The organism is Kitasatospora sp. NPDC022856 (assembly GCF_055561235.1).
The window spans coordinates 252523-274926 of record NZ_JBVHHE010000002.1; the positions used below are offsets into that span (position 1 = coordinate 252523).

The 22404-nt window shown below is 75.0% G+C and carries 17 protein-coding genes and 1 tRNA gene; 8 read left to right on the forward strand and 10 right to left on the reverse strand.

Annotated features, from left to right (window positions below; translation table 11 throughout):
• Positions 1-34: 34 nt before the first annotated feature.
• Genes ACZ34W_RS04115 through ACZ34W_RS04125 form a run of 3 tightly spaced genes read right to left on the reverse strand, consistent with a single transcriptional unit; the run spans position 35 to position 3205 of the window.
• A complete protein-coding gene (locus ACZ34W_RS04115; protein ID WP_465601558.1) occupies positions 35-1687 on the reverse strand; it encodes a PP2C family protein-serine/threonine phosphatase in 1653 nt (550 codons plus the stop codon).
• A 53-nt stretch (positions 1688-1740) separates the two neighbouring features.
• Positions 1741-2292, reverse strand: a complete 552-nt coding sequence (locus ACZ34W_RS04120) for an FHA domain-containing protein FhaB/FipA (protein ID WP_465601561.1) — start codon at positions 2290-2292, stop codon at positions 1741-1743.
• Between the two features lie 46 nt (positions 2293-2338).
• Positions 2339-3205 carry a DUF3662 and FHA domain-containing protein gene (locus ACZ34W_RS04125; protein ID WP_329488822.1) on the reverse strand — a complete coding sequence of 289 codons (867 nt, stop codon included), beginning with the start codon at positions 3203-3205 and terminating at the stop codon, positions 2339-2341.
• Between the two features lie 417 nt (positions 3206-3622).
• Between ACZ34W_RS04125 and ACZ34W_RS04130 the strand changes: the two genes are divergently transcribed.
• Positions 3623-3706, forward strand: a tRNA-Leu gene (locus ACZ34W_RS04130).
• Positions 3707-3791: 85 nt separating this feature from the next.
• On the opposite strand, the gene ACZ34W_RS04135 is transcribed toward ACZ34W_RS04130, so the two are convergent.
• On the reverse strand, positions 3792-4937 hold the full coding sequence (locus tag ACZ34W_RS04135) for a sensor histidine kinase (protein WP_329488823.1): 1146 nt from the start codon (positions 4935-4937) through the stop codon (positions 3792-3794).
• A complete protein-coding gene (locus tag ACZ34W_RS04140; RefSeq protein WP_380391954.1) occupies positions 4934-5668 on the reverse strand; it encodes a response regulator in 735 nt (244 codons plus the stop codon). Before ACZ34W_RS04140 ends, ACZ34W_RS04135 begins: the two co-directional genes overlap by 4 nt.
• A 253-nt stretch (positions 5669-5921) precedes the next feature.
• Between ACZ34W_RS04140 and ACZ34W_RS04145 the strand changes: the two genes are divergently transcribed.
• Both ACZ34W_RS04145 and ACZ34W_RS04150 read left to right on the forward strand, forming a co-directional pair.
• Positions 5922-7751, forward strand: coding sequence for a phosphatidylglycerol lysyltransferase domain-containing protein (locus ACZ34W_RS04145; protein ID WP_442906828.1), 1830 nt, complete (start codon positions 5922-5924; stop codon positions 7749-7751).
• A 205-nt stretch (positions 7752-7956) separates the two neighbouring features.
• A complete protein-coding gene (locus tag ACZ34W_RS04150; RefSeq protein WP_329488824.1) occupies positions 7957-8733 on the forward strand; it encodes a hypothetical protein in 777 nt (258 codons plus the stop codon).
• 88 nt (positions 8734-8821) lie between these two features.
• Here the strand turns inward: ACZ34W_RS04150 and ACZ34W_RS04155 are convergent, their stop codons facing one another.
• Positions 8822-11614 (reverse strand): SpoIIE family protein phosphatase, encoded by a 2793-nt coding sequence (locus tag ACZ34W_RS04155; RefSeq protein ID WP_465601567.1) that lies wholly within the window; start codon positions 11612-11614, stop codon positions 8822-8824.
• Positions 11615-11919: 305 nt separating this feature from the next.
• Here ACZ34W_RS04155 and ACZ34W_RS04160 point away from each other — a divergent pair, with 305 nt between their 5' ends.
• From ACZ34W_RS04160 to ACZ34W_RS04180, 5 genes are all read left to right on the forward strand, one after another.
• The gene (locus ACZ34W_RS04160; protein WP_329488827.1) at positions 11920-13083 is read left to right on the forward strand and encodes a rhodanese-like domain-containing protein; all 1164 of its coding nucleotides are present in this window, start codon (positions 11920-11922) and stop codon (positions 13081-13083) included.
• Positions 13084-13245: 162 nt separating this feature from the next.
• Positions 13246-13911 carry a DUF5819 family protein gene (locus tag ACZ34W_RS04165; protein ID WP_329488828.1) on the forward strand — a complete coding sequence of 222 codons (666 nt, stop codon included), beginning with the start codon at positions 13246-13248 and terminating at the stop codon, positions 13909-13911.
• On the forward strand, positions 13908-15185 hold the full coding sequence (locus ACZ34W_RS04170) for an HTTM domain-containing protein (protein WP_465601572.1): 1278 nt from the start codon (positions 13908-13910) through the stop codon (positions 15183-15185). The genes ACZ34W_RS04165 and ACZ34W_RS04170 overlap by 4 nt, the downstream gene beginning before the upstream one ends.
• A gap of 10 nt (positions 15186-15195) precedes the next feature.
• The gene (locus ACZ34W_RS04175) at positions 15196-17340 is read left to right on the forward strand and encodes an FUSC family protein (protein WP_329488830.1); all 2145 of its coding nucleotides are present in this window, start codon (positions 15196-15198) and stop codon (positions 17338-17340) included.
• A gap of 187 nt (positions 17341-17527) precedes the next feature.
• Positions 17528-18292, forward strand: a complete 765-nt coding sequence (locus ACZ34W_RS04180; protein WP_465601575.1) for a TrmH family RNA methyltransferase — start codon at positions 17528-17530, stop codon at positions 18290-18292.
• Positions 18293-18309: 17 nt separating this feature from the next.
• Here ACZ34W_RS04180 and ACZ34W_RS04185 read toward each other — a convergent pair whose 3' ends face one another.
• The 4 genes from ACZ34W_RS04185 to ACZ34W_RS04200 form a co-directional block, all read right to left on the reverse strand.
• Entirely contained in the window at positions 18310-19659 is a 1350-nt protein-coding gene (locus tag ACZ34W_RS04185; protein WP_329488832.1) for a peptidoglycan-binding protein, read from the reverse strand.
• A 252-nt stretch (positions 19660-19911) separates the two neighbouring features.
• A complete protein-coding gene (locus ACZ34W_RS04190; RefSeq protein WP_465601579.1) occupies positions 19912-20832 on the reverse strand; it encodes a pyridoxamine 5'-phosphate oxidase family protein in 921 nt (306 codons plus the stop codon).
• Positions 20833-20862: 30 nt separating this feature from the next.
• Positions 20863-21330 carry a VOC family protein gene (locus tag ACZ34W_RS04195; protein ID WP_329488834.1) on the reverse strand — a complete coding sequence of 156 codons (468 nt, stop codon included), beginning with the start codon at positions 21328-21330 and terminating at the stop codon, positions 20863-20865.
• Positions 21331-21416: 86 nt separating this feature from the next.
• Entirely contained in the window at positions 21417-22370 is a 954-nt protein-coding gene (locus ACZ34W_RS04200) for a PfkB family carbohydrate kinase (protein WP_465601582.1), read from the reverse strand.
• Positions 22371-22404 lie beyond the last annotated feature (34 nt).

Below are 22404 nucleotides of genomic sequence, written 5' to 3' on the forward strand. Positions count from 1 at the left end.
CCGCTCGGGGCGGGCCTATGTCGGGTCGCGGCCGTCACGGCTTCGGGCAGGAGTCGGCCTTCTGCCGCTCCTCGTCCGTCAGACCGGGCAGGTCGCTCTGCGACCCGGTGGCCGGGGCGGCGGCGCTCTGGCTCGGGGCGGCCGTGGTCGGGGTGGGGGTCGGGGCGGCCGAGGCCGTGGGGGTGGCCGGAGCCGCCCGGCCGGGCACGGAGGGCGACGGCGCGGGCGCGGTGGCCGTCCGGAACCCGATGTGCGCCACGGCGGGCGTGGTGCCCGGCTGACCGGCCGGCGCGGTGCCCGGCAGCGCCGGGTTGGCCGCGGCGGCCGCCCGGGCGTCGGAGACCTTGTGGCAGAACGTCGCCTGCTCGCCCAGCTTCTTCACCTTGTCGTCGGCGTCGCCGAGGCTGCTGGCCGAGATGGTGTTGGTGACGTGGGTGCGCTGGTCCTGAGGCAGGTACTTGAGCTCGATGTCCTTGTACGTGGTGTGCACCGAGGACAGGCTCAGCCCGGCGAGGCTCTGGTTGACGCCCTGGTAGACCGCGACGTGGTCGCCGTCGACGCCGACGTAGTACTGGTCCTGGGTCCACTGGTAGCCGAAGAAGCCGACGCCGCCCAGCACGCCCAGGGCGACCAGGGCCGCCAGCGAGAGCTTGAGCGCCTTGCCCTTGCGCTTCGGCAGCGCCTCGTCGTCGAAGTCCTCGGTGCCGTACACCGGGGGCTCGCCGGCCGCGTAGCCCTCGTAGCCCTCGGCCGGGCCGAAGCCGGCCGGGGCGGCGCCGTAGCCGCCGTCGTAGCCCTCGGCGGGGCCGAAGGCGCCCTGCGGGGAGCGGCCGAGACCGGCCGCCCGGCCGGCCGGGGTGTCCCGGATCGACTGGTCGGCGACGGTCGAGGACGGCGGGGTCTCGGCGACCGCGCCGACGACCACCGGGACGTCGTTGAACTGACCGCTCAGGGTGTCCGTGGCACCGACGTCGAGGACGTCCGCCACGATGCAGGTGATGTTGTCCGGACCGCCGCCGCGCAGGGCGAGCTGGATCAGCTCCTGCACGGTCTGCTCGGGGGAGTAGAAGCTCCCGAGGGTGTCCTGGAGGGTCTGGTGGCTGACCGGGCCGGAGAGGCCGTCGGAGCAGATCAGGTAGCGGTCGCCGGCCCGGACCTCGCGGATCGACAGGTCGGGCTCGACCTGGCCGCGGCCGTCCAGCGCCCGCATCAGCAGCGAGCGCTGCGGGTGGGTCTCGGCCTCCTCGGGCGTGATCCGGCCCTCGTCGACCAGGCGCTGCACCCAGGTGTGGTCCTGGGTGATCTGCACCAGCGCGCCGTCACGCAGCAGGTAGGCGCGGGAGTCGCCGACGTGCACCAGACCCATCCGCTGGCCCGTCCAGAGCATCGCGGTGAGGGTGCAGCCCATGCCTTCCAGCTGCGGGTCCTCCTCGACCATCTGCCGGAGGCGGTCGTTGGCGCCCTGGACGGCGTCACCGAGCAGGGTCAGCAGGTCGGCGCCGGGCACGTCCTCGTCCAGCCGGACGATCGAGCCGAGCACCTCGGAGGAAGCGACCTCGCCGGCCGCGGCCCCGCCCATGCCGTCGGCCACGGCGAGCAGCCGCGGCCCGGCGTAGCCGGAGTCCTCGTTCCCCTCCCGGATCAGCCCCTTGTGGGAGCCGGCGGCGAAGCGCAGCACCAGGGTCATGCGACCTGAGCCCCCCTCTGGGTCATGGACGGGATGCTGTCCCTCATGCGCTACTACTTCCGCAGTTCGATGACGGTCCTGCCGATACGGATCGGCATGCCCGGCTGGAGCGGGGTCGGCGCGGTCAGGCGCTGCCGGTCCAGATAGGTGCCGTTGGTGGAGCCTAGATCCTCGACCGTCCACTGCCCAGTCTGATCCGGATAGATCCTGGCATGCCGGGAGGACGCGTAGTCGTCGTCCAGCACGATGGTGGAGTCGTGCGCGCGGCCCAGCGTGATGGTCTGGCCCTGCAGCGCCACGGTCGTACCGGCCAGCGAGCCCTGCACCACGACCAGCTGGGTCGGGGCGCCGCGGCGCCGGCCGCCGCCTCCGCCCTGGGTCTGGGCGGCCGGGGCGGGCTGGCCCTGCGGGGCCCGCCCGGTCGCGGCCGCGGCGGGGGCCGCCGTGGCGGCGGCCGCGGTCGCGGCACCGCCCCGGCGGGAGGAACGCGGGTTCACCTTCGTGCCGAAGAGGTCACTGCGGATCACCTGGACCGCGACGATGACGAAGAGCCACAGCACGGCGAGGAAACCCAGCCGCATGACCGTCAGGGTCAGTTCTGACATGGCCGGCCCGCCCGTGAGTGAGCGAAGCGAGCGAACAAATCGGACACTACCCTTCGACCTGTCGGTAGACGATGGTGGTGGAACCCACGACGATTCGCGAGCCGTCGCGGAGCGTAGCGCGCTGGGTGTGCTGTCCGTCCACCACGATGCCGTTGGTGGACCCGAGGTCGAGCACCATCGAGGGCGTGCCGGGCCGGATCTCGGCGTGCTTGCGGGAGACCCCGGGGTCGTCGATCCGCACGTCGGCCTCGGTGGAGCGGCCGAGCACGCAGGCGTTCCCGGTGATCTGGTGGCGGGAGCCGTTGACCTCGATCCAGCGCCGGACGGCGGTGCCGTGGCCGGCGCCGGGGAACGGGCGGACGTTGCCGCCCGCGGGCGGGCCGGCGGGCATGGCGGGGGGTGCGGCCGGCGGCGGGGGCGCGCTGTAGGGAGCGGCGCCCTGCTGCTGCCACGGTGCGCCGGGGGCCGGGGCGGCCGGCGGCCGGCCGTAGCCGCCCCCCTGGGTGGGGTGCGCCGGGGCCTGCTGCTGCGGCTGCTCCTCGGCGGCCAGCGTGCGGCTGCGCACCCGGTAGAGCCCGGTGTCCAGGTCGTCGGCCTTCTCCAGGTTCACCTGGAGCGGCCCCATGAAGGAGTACCGCTGGGCCTCGGCGTACTCGCGGACCATCCCGGCCAGCTCGGTGCCCAGCTGACCGGAGTAGGGGCTGAGCCGCTCGAAGTCGTGCGGGCTGAGCTCGACGATGAAGTCGTTGGGCACGACGGTCCGGTCGCGGTTCCAGATGCTCGCGTTGTTGTCGCACTCGCGCTGCAGCGCGCCGGCGATCTCGACGGGCTGGACCTCGGATTTGAACACCTTGGCGAAGGTGCCGTTGACGAGACCCTCAAGTCGCTGCTCGAACTTCTTCAGCACTCCCATTGGGGCACCCCCTTCCAGGGTTCGTTCGCCTGCCCGCGACCGGATCCCGGGGAGCCGGTCGCGCTTACTTGCGGTACTTCCGTACTGATCGTATCCACGCCGGGGCCATCCATACGGTTCCCGGACCGCGTGGTGACCGGGGGTGGGCTCGGACACACAGGGTGACGCATGGCGGCGGCAGCATGCCAGGGCTACCCGTCGAAACGTGCCCTCATCCCTCGCTCGGCTGTTCGTCCGGGCATCCGTTCGGATGCGCTCGGCCGTCCCGGGAAACGGATTCGGAGGCGGCCCGCAGGTCGTGCTACTGTTTTCCACGTCGGAAGGGGCGCCCGCAAGGGAGCCGGACCGAAGAGCCGCGAAGACCACATGGTACCGAGCGGATCGGCTGGTCGGCTGGCAACCACGACAAACACCCATGCGCGGGTGGCGGAATAGGCAGACGCGCTGGATTCAGGTTCCAGTGCCCGAAAGGGCGTGGGGGTTCAACTCCCCCCTCGCGCACAGCGAAGCCCCGCAGATCTTCGGATCTGCGGGGCTTTCTCGTGTTCGGGGCGTTCCCGGGGCCGCGGAGCCGGCCCGGGCGGGGTCACTCCCGGCCGGCGGGCAGGTCGGCCCGTACCGCGAAGCCGCCGTCGGGGGTGGTGCCGGCGGTGAGCGTGCCGCCGAGCAGCTGGGCCCGCTCCCGCAGCCCGACCAGGCCGTGGCCGCCGCCCGGCAGGGTCTCGGCCGGGCGGACCGGCGGGGCGTCGTTGCGGACCTCGACCCGGAGCCGGCGGCCCGCCGCCCGCACGTAGACGTGGACGGTGGCCTGCGGGGCGTACTTGGTGATGTTGGTGAGCGCCTCCTGGACCGTCCGGTAGGCGGCCCGCTCGACCGCCTCGGGCCAGGGGTGGTCCCCCGGGGACAGCTCGGCCACGGCCGCCAGGCCGCTCTCCTCGATCAGCCGGGGGAGGTCGGCCAGCCGCGGCTGCGGGGCGAGCGGGGTGTCCGGGCGGGAGCCGGCGGCCCGCAGCACGCCGACCATCTGCCGCAGCTCATCCAGGGTGCGCACGGAGAGCTCCCGGATCGTCCGGGCGGTGGCCGCGGCGGCCGGGTCCGCGGTGCTGACCTGCAGCGCGCCGGCCTGGATGCTGATCAGGCTGACCTGGTGCGAGACCACGTCGTGCATCTCCCGGGCGAGCCGGGCCCGCTCGCTGACCAGGACCCGCTCGGCGAGCAGCCGGTTCTCCCGGGCCCGGCCCCGGGTCAGTTCGTCCAGCCGGGCCGCCAGCTCCCGGCGGGTGCGCGAGAGCAGACCGGTGGCGGCCGGGCCGGCGGCCAGCATCACCGACTGGATGGCGTAGAGCGCGGTCTCCCGGCTCGGTTCGAGGGACTGCTCGGAGAGCGGCCAGTGGAAGAACTCCACCAGGGCGAAGAGGGTCGCGCAGGGGACCACCACCCGGGGCACCGGACGCTCGGCGGCCACCGTGTACACGGCGGTGATCGGGGCGAGCCAGATGTCGGCGAGGTAGCTGCCTGGCATGGTGAGCAGCAGCACGGTGACCGGGAAGCGCCGGCGCCAGGGCAGCACCGCGGCGGCGAGCAGCGAGAGCAGCACCTGCCACCAGGCCGAGCCGCGGGCCACCAGGGCGGCGTCCATCAGCGAGTAGAGGGCCGGCAGAAGCAGCATCAACCAGGGCGCGGTCAGCCAGGCCGGCAGGCGTCTGGCGGGGGGCAGCTCGCTCGTGGTCATGCCCCGTCGCCGGGTTTCGGCCGGACCAGGCCGGCCCGGTGGGCGACGACCGCCGCCTGCACCCGGTTGGCGGCGCCGAGCTTGCCGAGGATCGCGCTGATGTGGTCCTTCACCGTGCCGGTGCCCAGGAAGAGCCGGTCGGCGATCTCGGCGTTGGACAGCCCCTCGCCGAGCAGCGCCAGGACGTCGAGTTCGCGGCTGGTGAGGGTGCGGGCCAGCGAGGTGGCCTCGGCGTCCGGGCCGCCGCCGTCCACGTAGCCGCCGATCACGGTGCGGGTGACGGTCGGGGAGAGGATGCTGCCGCCGGCCGCGATCACCCGGACGGCGTGGACCAGCTGGTCCGGGGCGGTGTCCTTGAGCAGGAAGCCGGCCGCGCCGGCGCGCAGCGCGGTGCCGATGTACTCGTCGGTGTCGAAGGTGGTGAGCATCGCCACCGCCGGCGGGTCGGGCAGGGCGCGCAGCCGGCGCAGCACCGAGATGCCGTCGAGGTCGGGCATCCGGATGTCGAGCAGCACCACGTGCGGGCGCAGGCGCTGGACGAAGTCCTCGGCCCGGCCGCCGGAGCAGTCGCCGACCACCTCCAGGTCGGGGGCGGAGCCGACGATGAGGCCGAGGCCGGAGCGGACCAGGATCTCGTCGTCCACGATCAGCACGCGGGTGGTGGTGATGGTCCCTCCTCGGTTCGGGCGGCCGGGACCGGCCGGTCCGCTCGCTGCGGTGTGCTTGAGCATTTCGAGACTAGGGCCAGTGGGGGCGGGGTGCCGAACGCCGCCGCTGGGTGGACACCCCCGCCGTTCGGCGGGGGGCGGAATCGGCTACCGGGTTCACGTCATCCTCACCCGGGGTGCGGAACGATGGAGTCGGCTGCCCCTCACCGGTTTCCGGTCATGGCCAGGGTCGCCGGTCAGTCCGTCGGGCGCACGGATGCCCGGTGCCGGCCTGTGTGCGGATGCGCCCCACCATCTGATCGTTTGGAATTGAGCTGTGTCGTCCACTGTGAAGCCGGAGCCGTCCGCCGCGTCCACCGGGCCCCGGCCCGCCGGCCTGCTGGAGCGCTGGCGCCCGAGGGCCGCCGCGGCCACCGTCTGGTACCTGCGGCTGATCGCCCTGCTGAACCTCGTGACGGTGCTGCTGGTGCCGTTCCGGGACCAGGTCGAGACGCACAACGAGGGCGAGTACTTCACCCCCTACCTGATGACGGCCGGGCTGAGCACCGCGGTGCTGTCGGTCTTCCTGGCGATCGCGATGCGTCGGCGCAAGCGGGCCGCGTGGATCTTCAACATCGCGCTGGCGGGGCTGTTCGCGTTCCTCTACCTGGCCGCCATGGCGCTGCCCGACGAGCGCTTCAACCGGCACCCGCTCAACTACATCTCCACCGTGCTGACCTGTGCGTTCGTGCTGGCGCTGCTGGTCGGGCGGAAGGAGTTCACCTCCAAGGGCGACAGCTCCAACCCGAAGACCGCGGCGGCCACCTTCGTCGGCGGCCTGGCCTTCGGCGGGGTGGTCGGCGCGCTGCTGGTCTGGGCGAACAACGGCGCCCAGGGCGCCGGATTCTGGGACCTCTTCCGCTACTCGGTCGGCCGGATGATCACCATCACGCCCTCCGAGCACCTGCGCTCCGTGATCTCCGCGCCCACCTGGGTCAACGCCGTCATCAACGCGATGGGCGGGGTGCTCTTCCTGCTGGTGCTCTACGTGGCGTTCCGCAGTCCCAAGGACAAGGAGCTGCTGACCCCGGAGGACGAGGAGCGGCTGCGCGGCCTGCTGGAGAAGCAGGGCGACCGGGACTCGCTGGGCTACTTCGCGCTGCGCCGGGACAAGGCGGTGGTCTTCTCCCCCAGCGGCAAGGCGGCGGTGACCTACCGGGTGGTCGGCGGGGTCTCGCTGGCCTCGGGCGACCCGATCGGGGACCCGGAGGCCTGGCCCGGCGCGATCGACGCCTGGCTGGCCGAGGCCCGCGAGCACGCCTGGGCGCCGGCCGTGATGGGTGCCTCCGAGGAGGCCGGGGTGATCTATGCCCGGCACGGGCTGGACGCGCTGGAGCTCGGTGACGAGGCGATCGTCGAGCTGGACGAGTTCTCGCTGGACGGCCGGGCGATGCGAGTGGTCCGCCAGGCCTACAACCGGGTCAAGCGGGCCGGGTACACCGTGCGGATCCGCCGCCACGAGTCCATCCCCGAGTGCGAGATGGCCCAGCTGGTGGCCAAGGCCGACCAGTGGCGCGACGGCGCGACCGAGCGCGGCTTCTCGATGGCCCTCGGCCGCCTCGGCGACCCGGGCGACGGGCGCTGCGTGATGCTGGAGTGCCACGACGGGGACGGCGAGCTGAAGGCGCTGCTGAGCTTCGTGCCGTGGGGCGCGGACGGGCTCTCGCTGGACCTGATGCGCCGGGCCCGGGACACCGAGAACGGCCTGATGGAGTTCATGGTGATCGAACTCCTGCAGCGCGCCGGGGAGGTCCAGCTGGCCCGGGTGTCGTTGAACTTCGCGATGTTCCGTTCCGTTTTCGAGCGGGGATCGCGCCTCGGCGCGGGGCCGGTGCTCCGGCTCTGGCGCTCGGTGCTGGGCTTCTTCTCGCGCTGGTGGCAGATCGAATCGCTGTACCGGGCCAACGCCAAGTACCGGCCGATCTGGGAACCGCGCTATCTGCTGTTCGAGAAGAGCAGCGAGATTCCGCGCATCGGCATCGCCAGCGCGCGCGCCGAGGGCTTCATCACCGCGCCGAGCCTGCCCGCCCTGTTCCGTCGCCGGCACGCGGGGAGCGCCGGCACGGCGCCCCGCCCGCCGGCGGCCGCGCGGGACGGGAAGGGGTAATCCCTCCGCCGGGGGGCGGAGGGGTCCGGTCGTCCGGATGGGGGGAGCTACCGGGGTTTCTCTCCCCCCAGAGGATGAGGCCGCTCCACTTTTATGCCGATGTGGATTCATCAACCGGCTTCTAATGTTGGAGTGGTCGAGAAGGCGTTCGCGGCTTCGGGGATTTGGAGAGACGGTTGTGATTTACAGGACCCACGCGGGGGGCGTGCGAAAGGGGCCGCTGGCTATTGCCGGTGCGGCCGCTGTCGCCGAGTGGGGGACGTTGTTCGGGACGGTCCGGGACCGGCTGGTGGCGAAGAAGTTCGCCGCCGTTCCGCTGTCGACGGCGGCGACCGCGCTGATCCTGCTGTTCAGCATCGTGCAGCACCTGCCGGGCGGCGAGCGGTTCGTCACCCGGATCGGGGTGGTGAAGGCGGCGCTGCCGCTGGACGTCTCGCTGCTGCGCACACCGCTCTCGCTGTACGTGCCTGCGCTGGACCTGCCGGTCTGGGGGGCGCTGGCCCAGGTGTTCGTGGTCTTCGGGATCGCCGAGATCGTGCTCGGACGGCGGCTCACCCTGGTGGTGGCCTACGCCTGCACGCTGGCCGGGACGCTGTTCGCCCGGGTCGGTGTGGCGATCGGTCCGGACCACATGTTCGGCTTCCCGAAGTGGGTGGCGTACGTCCGGGACACCGGTCCCTCGGCGGCGGTGGTGGCGCTGGCGATCTGCATAGCGTTCCGCTGCCGGGCCTGGTTCACGGCCGGTGTGGTGGTCGCGCTGATGGTCGGTGAAGCGGTCGTGCTGCCGAACCTGGCGGGCCTGGAGCACGTCGTCGCGGTGGTCACCGCGCTGCTGATCGCCGTCTCGGTGGAGGTGTTCGGGGACTTCTGGCCGCGGGTGCTGGCCGGGGTCGGCGCGGCGGCCTCGGTGGCCGCGGCCGCCTCGATCGAGGTGGCCACGGAGGCCCGGCGCCGGCGGTCGGCGGGCGCGGCGATCCCCTAGGGGACGGCCCGGGGGCCGGTGCGGGGCGTCACGGAGCTGTCCGGCGGGGCCGGTCGGCCGGGCGCGGGCGGGGGCCCGCACCCGGCGCTCAGCCGGGGGGCGGTAGCGGCAGTTCGAACCAGACCACCTTGCCGACCGCCTTGCGGGCGGTGCCCCAGCGCTCGGCGAGCTTGGTGACCAGCGTCAGGCCGCGGCCGGTCTCGCCGAGCTGTTCGGCGGGCTCCAGCGACGGCAGGTTGTGGTTGTCGTCGCTGACCTCGACCAGCAGCTTGTCCACCCGGATCAGCTGGAGCTGGACGCGGTCCCGGGCGACCCGGACGGCGTTCGTCACCAGTTCGCTGACCAGCAGCTCGGTGGTGTCGCGGAGCCCCTCCAGGTGCCAGCCGGTCAGCTGCTCGCGCACCAGCGCGCGGGCCCGGCCGACCTCGCGGTGGTCCACGGTGAGGTCCCAGGTGGCCACCTCGGTCGGCGCGACGCCGTCGAAGCGGGCCACCAGCAGGGCGACGTCGTCCTTGCGGTCGTCCGAGTGCAGCCGGTCCAGGACGACGTCGCAGGCCTCCTCGGGGCTGCGCTGCGGGTCGATCAGATTGCCGCAGAGCGCGGCCAGCCCGGTACCTATGTCGCCGCCCCTGACCTCGACCAGGCCGTCGGTGCAGAGCACCAGCATCGAGCCGTCCGAGACGTCGATGGTCTTGGCGACGAACGGCACCCCGCCGACGCCGATCGGCGCGCCGGCCGGGATCTCCAGCAGCTCGCCGGTGCCGTCCGGGTGCACCAGCACCGGCGGGACGTGGCCGGCGCTGGCCAGCTCGCAGGTCCGGTTGATCGGGTCGTAGACCGCGTACAGGCAGGTGGCCAGATGGTCGTCGCCGAGCTTCTGGGCCAGGTTGTCCAGGTGGCGCAGCAGCTGGCCGGGCGGCAGGTCCAGGGCGGCGAGGGTCTGCATCGCGGTGCGGAAGCGGCCCATCGCGGCGGCCGAGTGCAGGCCGTGGCCCATCACGTCGCCGACCACCAGGGCGACCCGGCTGCCGGGCAGCTGGATCGCGTCGAACCAGTCCCCGCCGACCTCGGCCTTGGAGTCGCCCGGCAGGTAGCGGTGGGCGATCTGCACGCCGGGGATCTGTGGCGGGCGGGTCGGGATCATCGAACGCTGCAGGACGGTGGCGACCTTGGACTCGGCGCGGTGCAGCCGGGCGTTGTCCAGCGAGAGCGCGGCGCGGGCGGCCAGCTCCTTGAGGGTGGCGGCGTCGCCCTCGTCGAAGGGGGCGCGGTCGGGCAGCCGGAGCAGCTTGAGGATGCCGAGCACGGTGCCCCGGGCGGAGAGCGGCACGACCAGCATCGAGCGGCCGGAGACCACCGGCGCGAGCCGGACACCGCCCAGCGCGGCGGCGTAGTCGACCGCGACGTCCTCGCTGATCACCGGGACCAGGACCGGCTGGTTCAGCTGGAGGGCCATCCCGGGCGGGGTGTGCCGGGGCATCGCGACCAGCGAGCCCTCGGCGAGGACGTGGTCCCACTGGCCGGTCGAGTCGTTGTTGGCCAGGGCGACCCGGCGCAGCATGGTGTCGTCGTCCGGCCGGGCCTCGGGCAGCTCGGAGTCGGAGATCAGGCCGTCCACCAGGTCGACGCAGGCGAAGTCGGCGACCCGGGGGACGAGCACCTGGCAGAGCTCGCGCGCGGTGAAGCCGAGGTCCAGGGTGGTGCCGACCTTGCCGCCGACCTCGCCCAGCAGGGCCAGTTGTTCCCCGGCCTGGCCGTTGGTCAGGAACGGGGAGAGCCGGCCGCCCGACGCGGTGGCGCCCGACGCGGCGCCCGTGCCGCACGGTGCCTCGGCGGGGGAGGGGACGGCGCCGGGCGGGGCCTGGTCACCGCGGTGGACCAGATGCCCGGGGGCGGACGACTCGACGGCGGCCTGCTCGATGGTGGCGCCTCCTCTGGGCGGGGCGGGGACGGCCGGGGCGGACGCCGAGGCCGCGCCCGCGGCGCCGGCGGGCCGGGCGGCCGGGGCGGCGGGCCGGTCGGCGGCCTCGCGCTGGACGGGCAGTGGACCGGCCGGCCGCCGGCCGGGGGCGGGCTGCTCGGGCTGCGGGGGCGGGCCGAGCCGGGCGGCCCGCTGCTGGGCGGTCGGGTAGCGGCGGCCGATGCCCGCGGCCGCGTGCGCGGTGCCGGCCTGCGGATCGGCCGGCAGTACGGGGAGCACGGTGCCGGCGTCCAGCCGCAGGGCGGGCAGACCGGCCCGGGCGAGCGCGTCGAGCAGCGCGGCCGGGCGGTCGCCGGAGCCGGCCGGCAGCAGCCGGGCGAGCGGCTCGGGCACCGGGCGGCCGGGCGCGGTCAGGGCGGCGGTGAGCCGGTGGAAGCCGCCCCGGGCGGCGGGGGTGGCGGCGAACGGCAGCAGGCGCTCGCCGAGCGCGAGCCGCGGCCCGGTGGAGCGCAGCGGGCGGGCGTCGGCGGCCAGGGCCAGCAGCCCGCCGGTCCGGCCGGCCAGCGGATAGGCCCACCAGAGCACGTCGCGCAGGTGCTCCTCGCGGTCGACGACCGGCATCTGCCCGGCCCACGGACGGCCGCCGGAGGTCAGCTCGGCCAGGGTGTCCAGCGCGTCGCGTCGGTGCCGGACGGCGGGGGCGGCGGCCGGGCCGGGGACGCTGCGCGGCTCGACGGCCGGCAGCAGGCCGGAGGCGGGGCGGTCGTGGGTGACGTCGGCGCGGTGCCCGAACAACTCCTCGGCGGACCTGCTCCACTGCGCGATACGGCCCGTCCGGTCGACCAGGACGAGGGCGAGCCGGACCAGCGCGACCACCCCTGAGGGCTGGTCGCCCGGTAAGGCCCCGGACCCGGCCGTGCCGGCCGCCGGACGCGGTGTTGAGTTGGGCTCGTCCACCATGGATTCGGTCTGCTCCCGCCTGGCCGCCACGCCTGGAGGTGGCCGTCTCTCTGGAGGAGGCACGCTGTGCGTACCAGCGAAGCACGGACCGGGCCGGGCTCGATAGCGAAACGGGGAGATTCATCAGTATCAGTTGAGCGGCACGGGGGTGCGCCGCCGGCCGCGCTCCTCGTCCACCCGGGAGGAGCAGCGCGCACGGAGGTAGGGTGGCAGGCCGGGCCGCCCAGCGGGGCGGGCGTGCCGCTCCCGGTACGGCGGAGGGCACGGCAGCAGGACGAGCCGGCAGGACGAGACAGAGGCGAGACGTGACCGCGCAGAGCCCCGCCCGTTGGACGGATCCGGAGCAGCAGGAGCTGGAGGAGCGGGTCGCCGCCGCCGAACTCGCCTGGCTGACCATGGACGTCGACACGCAGACGCTGCGGGTCGAGATCGACAACTTCGCGCTGATCCACCATCAGCTGCTCGGCCCGCTCTACGCCCGGCTGGACGAGCTGGACGCGCTGATCGCCGAGACGGTGGCCACCCGGACCGGGCACCCCGAGGACCTCCGGCGGGCCGCCGAGGCGCGCCTGCGGGTGGACGAACTCCCCGACCTGGACGCGCTGTTCGACAGCGTGCAGGAGCAGGACGCGGCCACCGCGCCGCCGGCCGCGCCGGCCCGGGTGCGGCCCGGCCGGGACGCCCAGCGGGTCTACCGCGAGCTCGTCCGCCGCGCCCACCCCGACCTGACCACCGACCCGGCCGAGCAACTGCGCCGGGCGGCCTTCATCGCCCGGGTCAACGAGGCCTACGCGTACGGCGACACCGAGGCCCTGGAGGGCCTGGCCGCCGAGTGGTCCACCGCCCCCGAGGCGGCGCCCGCGGTGGACGCCCCGGACCGGCTCGGTTGGCTGCGCCGACGGCTGGAGTGGCTCACCGCCAAGATCGCCGAGACCGCCACCGAGCAGGTCAGGCTGGAGAACACCGCGATGGGCCAGCTGCTCGCGCTCGCCCCGCAGGATCCGGACGGGCTGCTGGAGGAGCTCGCCGACCAGTTGCTGGCCAAGGCCGCGGCCCAGCAGGCCGAGCTGGAACGGCTGCTCGGCGGGCAGCCGGTGGGAGACAATGGGGCCCACCGGACCGAGCCCCAGGAGAGTCAGACGATGTTCCCGCAGATCCCCACCGCCGAAGCCGCCGCCGTCCCCGCCGAGGCCGCCCTGCTGGACGTCCGCGAGCAGGACGAGTGGGACGCCGGCCACGTGGACGGCGCGCTGCACATCCCGATGGGCCAGGTGATCGCCCGCCTCGCCGAGCTGCCGGACGAGCGGCTCTACGTGCTCTGCCGGGTCGGCGGGCGCTCCGCGCAGGTCGTCCAGTACCTGGTGCAGAACGGCCGGGACGCGGTCAACGTGGACGGCGGGATGTACGCGTGGGAGTCGGCCGGGCGCCCGATGGTGAGCAGCGACGGCCGGGACGCCTTCGTCCTCTAGTCCGTCCTCCGGGGGCGCGGTGCGGCCGCCTCCCCCGCCGCCGCCGGGACCGCCGGCGCCCGGGTAGGGCAGGATGGGCGCTCGACCGAGCCGGGACGGGACCGGCGGCGTACGTCCGGCAGGGTGGGACCCCTCCCGGCCGGAGGCTGGGGAGACGATGCCATGGCCGGGACCGAGGACACCGGGGCGCCGCCCGCCGGGCGGCCCTGGTCGGGGCCGGCCCTGGCCGTGCTCGGGGTGGCCGGCGCGGTGCTGGTCGCGGGCACCGGGCTCTTCCTCGCCGCGGTGTTCCTGCACGTGGCCCCGGCCAACTCGGCCTCCCGGGAGTACCGGGAGCAGGTCGACGGCCTGGTGTACCCGGAGTTCGAGCAGAACTGGAAGCTGTTCGCCCCCAACCCGCTCCAGCAGAACGTCAGTCTGGACGCCCGGGTGCGCACGGTCGCGGACGGCGGTGCGACCAGGACCCACGACTGGACCGGGCTGACCGCCCGGGACGTCGCGGCGATCCGCGGCAACCCCGCGCCCAGCCACGCCGACCAGAACCTGCTCCGCCGGGCCTGGGACTTCTACGAGGGCTCGCACAGCGCGCAGGACGACTCGCTGACCAACCCGCGCGGCAAGCTGGCCGAGCAGTACCTGAAGCGGATCGCGCTGCAGCGGATCGGCCGGAGCGTCGATGGCGAGCGGATCCTGCAGATCGAGTTCCGGGTGACGGCCGCCACCGTCCCGCCGCCGGACTGGAGCGGGGAGGCCGCGCCGCCCGCCCCGAAGGTGCGCGAGCTGCCGTGGTGGCCGGTGGGCGACGAGGACTTCCGGGGGCTCGGGTGAGCGACGTGCCCCCGACGGTCGGGCCGGAGCTGCTCGACGCGATCCCCCGGCAGCCGCGGCCGGAGGCGCAGGCGCTCCCGGCCCCCGGACGGCCCGGTGCGGGCTCCCGCGCCGCCCTCGGGCGGGCCCTCGCGGCCTTCACCGGTCAGGCGCTCGGGCGCCACCAGGCGGCCGCGGTGCGGATCGGCTTCGGCCTGGTCTGGCTGGCCTTCCTGCTGCGCGAGTGGCCCCACCGACGGGTGCTCTACGGCGACACCTCGCCGTGGTCGCTCGACCTGGCCGAGCGGCTGCTGGCGGACAACGGCGCGCTGACGGTGCTGCCGTGGTTCGGCGGGCGGCTCTGGTTCGAGCTGGTCTACCACCTGGCGGTGCTGGCCGCCCTCGCCGTCCTGCTGGGCTGGCGGACCAGGGCTAGCACCGTGCTGTTCCTGGTCACCGTGCTGTCGCTGCAGAACCGCAACGTCTTCCTCGGCGACGGCGGCGACAACGTCGTCCACCTGATGGCCGTCTACCTGGTCTTCACCCGCTGCGCGCGGGTCTGGTCGCTGGACGCCCGGCGGCCGGCCCCCGGGCGGAGCGGGGTGCTGCTCTGGGCGGTGCTGGGGGCGGTGCTGCTGGTCTGCCAGCTCGGCGACTTCTCCGGGGACAGCCTGACCTGGACGGCCGCGACCTTCCCGCACGTCGGCTGGGCGCCGGTGTTCTGGGGCCTGTGGGCGGTGGCCGGGCTCTGGTGGCTGCTCGGGCGGCTGCGGCCGGACGGCGAGCCGCGCGCGGTGCTGGACGCGCTGGCGAACATGGTGCACAACTGCGCGATGCTGGTGATCGCCGCCGAGGTGGTGCTGATCTACGCCACGGCCGGCTGGTACAAGGTGCAGGGCTCGCGCTGGCAGGACGGCACCGCGCTCTACTACCCCTTGCACCTGGACTACTTCACGCCCTGGCCGGGGCTGTCCGGGCTGGTCGGCTCGGCCCTGCTGCCGGTCTTCCTGGTCTCCTACGGGACGGTGCTGCTCCAGGTGGCGTTCCCGTTCACGCTGGTCGACCGGCGGATCAAGAACGTGCTGCTGGCGGTGATGATGGCCGAACACCTGGGGATCGCGGTGCTGCTGGGGCTGCCGGTGTTCTCGCTGGCGATGGTCGCGGCGGACGCGGTCTTCCTGCCGACCAGTGTGCTGCGCTGGGCCGCCGCGCGCGTCGGCGGTCTGGCGGTACGGTCCCGGAGCCTGGTGGCGCGTGCCGGGAGCCTCCGCTCCCGGACGAAGCCGCTCCCCTAAGCTGACCGCTATGTCCTGGTTTGCCGCACTCCGAGACACCGCGCGGACCGGACTGACCCTGGACCGGGCGCTCACCGACCCCAAACGCGCGGCCCGCGGGGCCGTCGCCGTCGCCCTGGTGCTCTTCCCGACCCTGGCCCTGGGCGGGCCCCGGCTCGCCACCTCGGCCGCGATGGGCGCGTTCATCGCCGGGACGGCCACCTTCCAGCGCAGCTTCCGCCCCCGGCCCACGCTCGCCGTCGCGGCCGGGATCGGTCTCGGCACCAGTACCTTCCTCGGGTACCTGGCGGCCGGGGTGTACGGGGCGTTCCCGGTGCTGCTCGCGGTCTGGTCCTTCGGGGCGGGCCTCGCCTGGGCGATCGGGCCGACCGCCGGGGTGGTCGCCGCCAACACCCTCTCGGTCATGCTGGTCGTGGTGCAGCTCCCGGTCAGCGTGCCCGCCGCGCTCGGCCACGGGCTGGTCTGCGCCCTCGGCGGCGTCGTCCAGGCGGCCGTCATCACGTTCTGGCCGATCGGCAGCTGGACCGCCCAGCGCGAGGCGCTCGCCGACACCTACGCCGAACTCGCCGACTACGCCCGGCGGCTGCGCCAGGACCCGACGGCGCACGTCGACCCGGCGCCGTTCATGACGGCCCGGCACGCGGCCGCGCTGACGCCCTGGCAGGACCGCCGCCGGCCGCCCGAGCTGCGCGGGCTGCGCGGCATCGCCGAGCGGGTCCGCCCGACCCTGGCCGCGATCGCCGACCCCAAGGTCGGCGCCCCCGAGGAGGGGCCCGAGCGGGACCGGGCCCGGGCCGTGCTGGCCGCCGCCGCCGAGGCGATGGACGCGCTGGCGCGGGCCGTCCGCACCGGTGATCCGCTGCAGCTGCCCCGCTCCGCACCGGCGCTCACGCTGGCCGCCCCGGCCGACGGGCCGGAGCTGCAGGGCGCCAGCCGACGGGCCGCCCGCCGGCTGGCCGGGCTGCTGCGCAAGGCCGCGGACGCCCTGGAGCGCGGCGACGAGGACACCATCAGCACGCCGGTGGTCGGCGCCGGCGGAGCGCTGCTCAAACCGCCGCTCTCCCGGATGCTGCCGGTCGCCCTGCGAGCGGTGCGGCGCCAGCTCCAGCCGCACTCGGCGGTGTTCCAGCACGCCGTCCGGCTCACCGCGGTCGTGGTGCTCGCCTACCTGCTCGCCCGGCTGCTCGGCTTCGAGCACGGCTACTGGGCCCCGATGACCGCCGCCATGGTGATGCGGCCCGACTTCGCGCAGACCTACAGCCGGGGCGTGGCCCGGCTGGCCGGGACGATGGTCGGCGTCGCGGTCTCCACCCTGGTGGTGCAGCTGGCCCACCCCGGCGAGTGGGTGCTGGCCGCGCTCGCGGTGCTCTGCATCGGCGGCGCGTACCTCACCCTTCGCACCGGCTACGCGCTGATGACGGTCTGCATCTCCTCCTACGTCGTCTTCCTGCTCGGCCTCCAGGAGGGGAACCCGCTCGTCACCGCCTTCGAGCGGGTCGGACTGACCTTCCTCGGCGGCTCCGTCGCGCTGCTCGCCTACGCGCTCTTCCCCACCTGGCAGACCGCCCGGCTCGGCGAGCGGCTGGCCGAGTGGCTGGCCGCCGCCGGGCGCTACGCGGCCGCGGTGCTCGCCGTCTACGAGGACCCGGGCGCCCCGCGCGGGCGGGAGGTCCGCTCGGCGCTGCTGGACTCCCGGGAGGCCCGGTCCGAGCTGCTCCAGGCGATGCAGCGGGCCGACGCCGAGCCCGGCCGGCACGCCTCCGGGCTGCCCGGGGTGAGCCGCCGCCAGCTGGACCGGGCCCGGGCGGCTGTCGGCCACCTGGGCCGGGTCGCCGTGCTGCTGGAGGCCCACCTGCCCACCGCCGACGCCGACCCGGTGCCGGGCGCCGCCGAGTTCGCCGAGGAACTGCGGCTGGCCACCGCGCTCGCGGCGGCCGCGCTGCTCACCGACCGCCCGGTGGAGTTCGACGCCGTGCGGGAGGCGCAGCGCGGGCTGGAGGACCGGCTGGCGCAGGCGCCGGCGAGCGTCCAGCGCGATGTCGTCCGGACCAGCAGCCGGCTGCTGCTCCAGGCGCTGAAGGACCTGGAGCGCGCGCTGCGCGGGGGCGCCTCGGCCACCCCGGCGCAGCGCGCGCAGGAGTCCACGGCGCGGTAGCCGCGGGCGGTCGGGCGGTGGCCGTCCGGCCGGTCGGCGGGCCGGCGGGCACGCTGCGGGCACGTCGTGGAGCCGCCGGTCGGAGCGGCCGGTCGGAGCGGCGTGGGGGGCCGGGCACCGGCGGGCCTCGGCCGGCGGTCGGCCGCCCCGGCGAGGGCGGTGGGGCGGGGGTGGCAGAGTGGGCGTCATGGACGACGAGCGGGTGCGGGAGTGGCGGGTGGGCGCGGCGGCGCCGGACACGGTGCTGTTGGACGGGTTCCACACGCTCAAGCACGCGCTGCGCTTCGGCGGGGACGTCCGGCAGGTGCTGACCGCCGACCGGGCCGCGCTGCTGGCGCTCGCCGCCGAGCTGGCCGAGGACGTCGCCCCCGCGGTGGCCGCCCTGGCCGTGGAGCTGCCGGAGGCGGCGCTGCGGACGCTGGTGCCGAGGCTGCACCCCACCGGGGTGATCGCGCTGGCCGGGCGCCCGACCAGCGCGGCCAACCTGGCGGCCCTCGGCCGGCGGCCCCGGACGGCGCCGGTCGTGCTGCTGGAGAATCCGCGCAACCTGGGCAACGTGGGCGCGGTGATCCGGCTGGCGGCCGGTTTCGGCGCCACCGGTGTGGTGACCACGGGGGACCTGGACCCCTGGCACCCGAACGTGGTGCGGGGCAGCGCCGGCCTGCACTTCGCCACCGCCGTCGAGCGGCTGGCGCTGCCAGAGCTGCCCGCGGGCCCGTTGTACGTGCTGGACCCGGAGGGCTCGGACATCCGGACGGTGGCCCTGCCGGACGACGCGCTGCTGGCCTTCGGTACCGAGCGGCACGGGGTCTCGGCGGAGCTGAAGGCGCGGGCGGACCGGCTGGTCGCGGTGCCGATGCAGCCCGGCGTCTCCAGCTTCAACCTGGCGACCAGCGTGGCGATGGGTCTCTTCCACTGGATGTCGGGCCGCCCGCCCGGCCTTCCCCTGTAGGGCGGGCACCGGGAGGGCTACGGCGCGAACAGCCGGTGCCAGGTGTCCGGCCCGGGGTAGCCGTCCGCCTCGGCGCCGCTCCACCCCTGGGCGAGCTGGAAGGCCTGGACGGCCAGCCGGTCGGCCTCGCCCCAGCGCGGGCCGGGGCCCTCGGTGTAGAACCGGCCGAAGCCCCTGCGGACCAGCTGCTCGCCGAGCCGCGTCACGGACGCGTTGTCGGCGCCCGGGGCGAACCGGTCGCCGCCCGGGAAGGCGGGCACCGCGGTGTCGCCGCCGGGGGCGACCGGGGGCGGGGGGAGCCGGGTGGCGGCGGCGGGGATGTCGCGGCCCTTGTGGGCGACCAGGTAGTTCCAGGTGTCCTTGCCGGGCAGGCCGTCGGCCTCGCTGCCGCGCCAGCCCTGGGCGAGCTGGAAGGCCTCGGTGGCCTTCCGGTCGGCCTCGCCCCAGCGCGGCCCTGGGCCCTCGGTGTAGAACCGGCCGCCCCCGCGCTCGACCAGCATCCGGCCGAGTTCGGTGACGTGGGCGTTGTTCGCCCCGGGGCCGAACTTGTCGGCGCCCGGGAAGGCGGTCGACGCAGAGCCGGCGCCGTCGTTGCTGCTGCCGCTGGTGGAGAGCGCCTTGGCGCGGTACGGGAGGTACGAGGCGGAGTTGCTCCAGTAGGCGTACGGGGTGTCCCGCCGGGTGGTGCCGGGGGAGGTCTGCTCGTACGCCAGGTAGCGGGTGCGGGAGGAGTCCGTCCAGCCGCCGAAGAGGGTCACGTGCGAGCCGGCCTGCGGGTTCGCCGGGTTGTTGTAGATCAGGATGTCGCCGGGCTGGAGGTCCGCCTTGGTGATCCGGTCGGCGAAGTCGGGCAGTGTCCAGGTGGTCTGACTGCTGTCCAGGCCCCAGGCCATCGAGACGAAGCCGGAGCAGTCCTGGCGGTAGCCGTCGGACCAGAAGCGGCTCATGCTGTACGGGACCTTCTGGGCGAGCCAGCTCTGCGCCCGCTCGACGATCGCGGCCCTGGTGAGCGGCTCCGCGGTGGCCCGCGGGGCGGCGGGGGAACGGGCGCCCGGCTCCTCGCCGTAGAGGCCGCTCACCCCGCCCTGCGGGGTGGTGGGCGGCTGGGCGGCGCTGGCGCCGCCGGGGGTCGGCGCGGGGGCCGCCGCGGCCCCGGCCGCCCCGCCGCCCAGGGCGGTGCCGACCGCGGCCACCAGGACGGCGGCGCGGCGGCGGACGCTCCGGGCCGCGGCGTGCCCGCCCTCGTGCACCGGCGCGGCGTGCCGCCGGGCCCGGCTGCGGGCCCGGCAGCCCCCGCATATGCAGTCCTCGTCCGGTTCGACCTCGTCGAATTCCAGCAACGGGGCCGGTTGCTCGGTGGGGGTCATTCTCCGCCTCTTTCCCGGTCAGTCCTGATGGCACGACAGGAGTGACGTGCCCAGGCCGGTATCGCGTGCTGTCCGACCAAACTCCCAAACCGGACGGGTGCTCGGCGCGGCAGGGTGAGCCGCCCGGGTGACGGAGGGTCGGCGGTCCGGGCGTGGCGCGGGGGAACGGCTGGCGGTGGCACGGCGGCCGCTCCGACGGGCGGTCAGCTCCCGGCGGTGGTGGCCGGACGGGTGCGGGCCGCCCGGCGGCGGTCAGGCGGCGGGCGGGTTGGCCGGGGAGTACTCGGGGCCGGTCCAGGTCAGCGGGGTGGCGTCGGCCAGTTCGACGACGCCGGTGACGGTGAGGTCGACCACCCGCTCGGCCCCCGGCAGGCCGGCCGCCGCCGCGTCGGACCAGTCGGTCCGGGCCTCGCCGGTGATCAGCAGCGCCCCGCCGGTCTCGAAGTCGGGCAGCAGCAGTCCGGCGCGCGGGTCGAGTTCCAGGTTGCCCAGCGTCATGAACATGCTGTTGCCGGCGTACTCGGGCCAGCGCAGCCGGTCCGGGCCGACGGCGCGCAGGAAGCCGGGGTTGCCGCCCCGGTGCGAGGCGTCCACCCGGCCGTCCGGACCGGCGGTGGCGATGAAGAAGGTGTCGGTGGTGGCCGCGGCCAGCCGCTGGGCGGTGGTGAGCACCGCGCCGGCGGCCACCACGTGCGGGACGCCGGCCGACGGCTGCTCCAGCGGGCTGCGGCGCTGGATGTACTTGGGGCAGTTGGCGTAGACCTGGTCGGCGGTGATCACCAGGCCGCCGCGGCCGTCCGGCGCGGAGCGGCCGTTGAGCCGCATCCGCCGCCGGCCGGCCGGGTCCAGGGCGATGGTGCCGACCTCGGCGGGCCCGGCCAGGACGGCGGCCAGCGGGTCCTCGGCGGCGGGCCGGGCCGCCACCGTGAGGGTCCGCTCGTCGGGTGCGCGCAGGAAGCCGGGGCCGCCGGTGAGCTGGGTCGCCCAGAGCCGGCCGGCGGCGTCGGCGGCGCCGACCACCAGCACCCGCCGCTCCGCCAGGAAGCGGGCGGCCACGGCCGGGATGGTGCGGCCGATCGCGCGGCCCGAGTGGTCGGCCCGCTCGGTGCGGCCGGCCCGGGCCTGCACCGCGCGCTCGCCCGGGTGGTACGGCGTGCTGCTGCTGTCCGTCATGGCGGCTGCCTCCCGATCCGGCCGGGCGGTCTAGAAGAACCCGCAGGTGGGGGCCGTGCCGGTGGGGGCGGTGGCGCCGGTCGCGTCCACGCCCTGCGGGGTGAAGATCTCCAGCCGGATGCCGTCCGGGTCGGTGAAGAAGATCCCGCCGGAGGCCGCGCCCTCACTGTGCGGGACGACGCCGTCGTGGGCGAACCCGGCGCCCAGCTCGCGCAGCAGCCGCTCGGCCGCGCGGACCTCGTCGAGGCTGTCGACCTGGAAGGAGAGGTGGTGCAGGCCGGGCGCCGCGGTGGCGAAGGCGCCCGCGCTCTGCTGCCAGAGGGTGATCACCAGCCGGCCGTCGCGGCCGAGGAAGGCGAAGCGGCGCTCGGGGTCGGTGCCCTCCTTCACCAGCTCCAGGCCGAGGACGCTGCGGTAGAACGCCGTCGAGCGGTCGAGGTCGGTGACGTTCAGGCCGATGTGGCCGGTCTGCAGGGTGCTGGTGGCGGTGCTGGACATGGCTGATCACTCCCGTGGCCGGGGCACCCGGAGGCGCCCGCTCTCTAACCTGTACAAGAGACGGTAGTGGTTATCCTGATGTCCCGTCAACCGGTACTGGCATCGGTAGTGGTTAGGTAGGTCTCGGCGAGCCGGTCCTGGAAGGCCTCGGCGGTGAACAGGTAGTCCTGGCTGCCGGCCGACTCCAGCGCGTACGCCGCCAGCACGCAGCCGATCCGGGCCGAGGCGTCGTCCGGCAGGCCGTCGGCCCGGCCCGCCAGGAAGCCCGCCCGGAACGCGCCGCCCGCGCCTGCGCCGTCCGGCAGCCGGGAGATCGGGGCGGCCGGGACGGCCAGCGAGGGCTCGTCCGGGTAGTCGATCCAGACGCCCTCCGGGCCGAGGGTGGTGACCCAGCTGCCGACCCGCCGCAGCACCTCCTCGGCGGTCCACCCGGTGTGCTCCAGCAGCAGGCCGCGCTCGCGCCGGTTGGTGACCAGGCAGTCGGCGCCGGTCAGCACGGCCTCGGCGCCGGCCGTGCCCAGTTCCTCCGTCCGGCCGGCCACGTCCACCAGGTACGGCAGGCCGAGGCGCCGGCACTCGGCGGCGCGGGCGGCCATCACCTCCGCCGCGGCGGGGCCGAGGAAGACCAGCCCGACGCCCTCCGCCCAGCCCGGCGGGCCCGGGCTGACGTCCTCGGCCAGCGCCCCGGGGTGGAAGGAGGTGATCCGGTTGCGGTCGGCGTCGGTGGTGCTGGTGTAGCGGGCGGTGGCCAGCTCGGTCGAGACCCGGACCAGGGAGGTGTCCACCCCGGCCTCGGTCAGCCGGTCCCGGTAGTCGCCGAAGTCCCGGCCGGCCGCGCCCAGCAGCAGCGGTCGGCGGCCGAGGCGGCCGAGCCCGTAGGCGACGTTGGCGGCCACGCCGCCGTAGCGCACCTCCAGGTCGTCGACCAGGAAGGAGAGCGACAGGTGCTTGAGCTGGGCGGGCAGCAACTGGTGGGTGAAACGGCCGGGGAAGGTCATCAGGTTGTCGATGACGATCGGGCCGGTGACCGCGATTCTCATGGGGATACCTGCCTCACCGTGGAGGGTCCGGAGT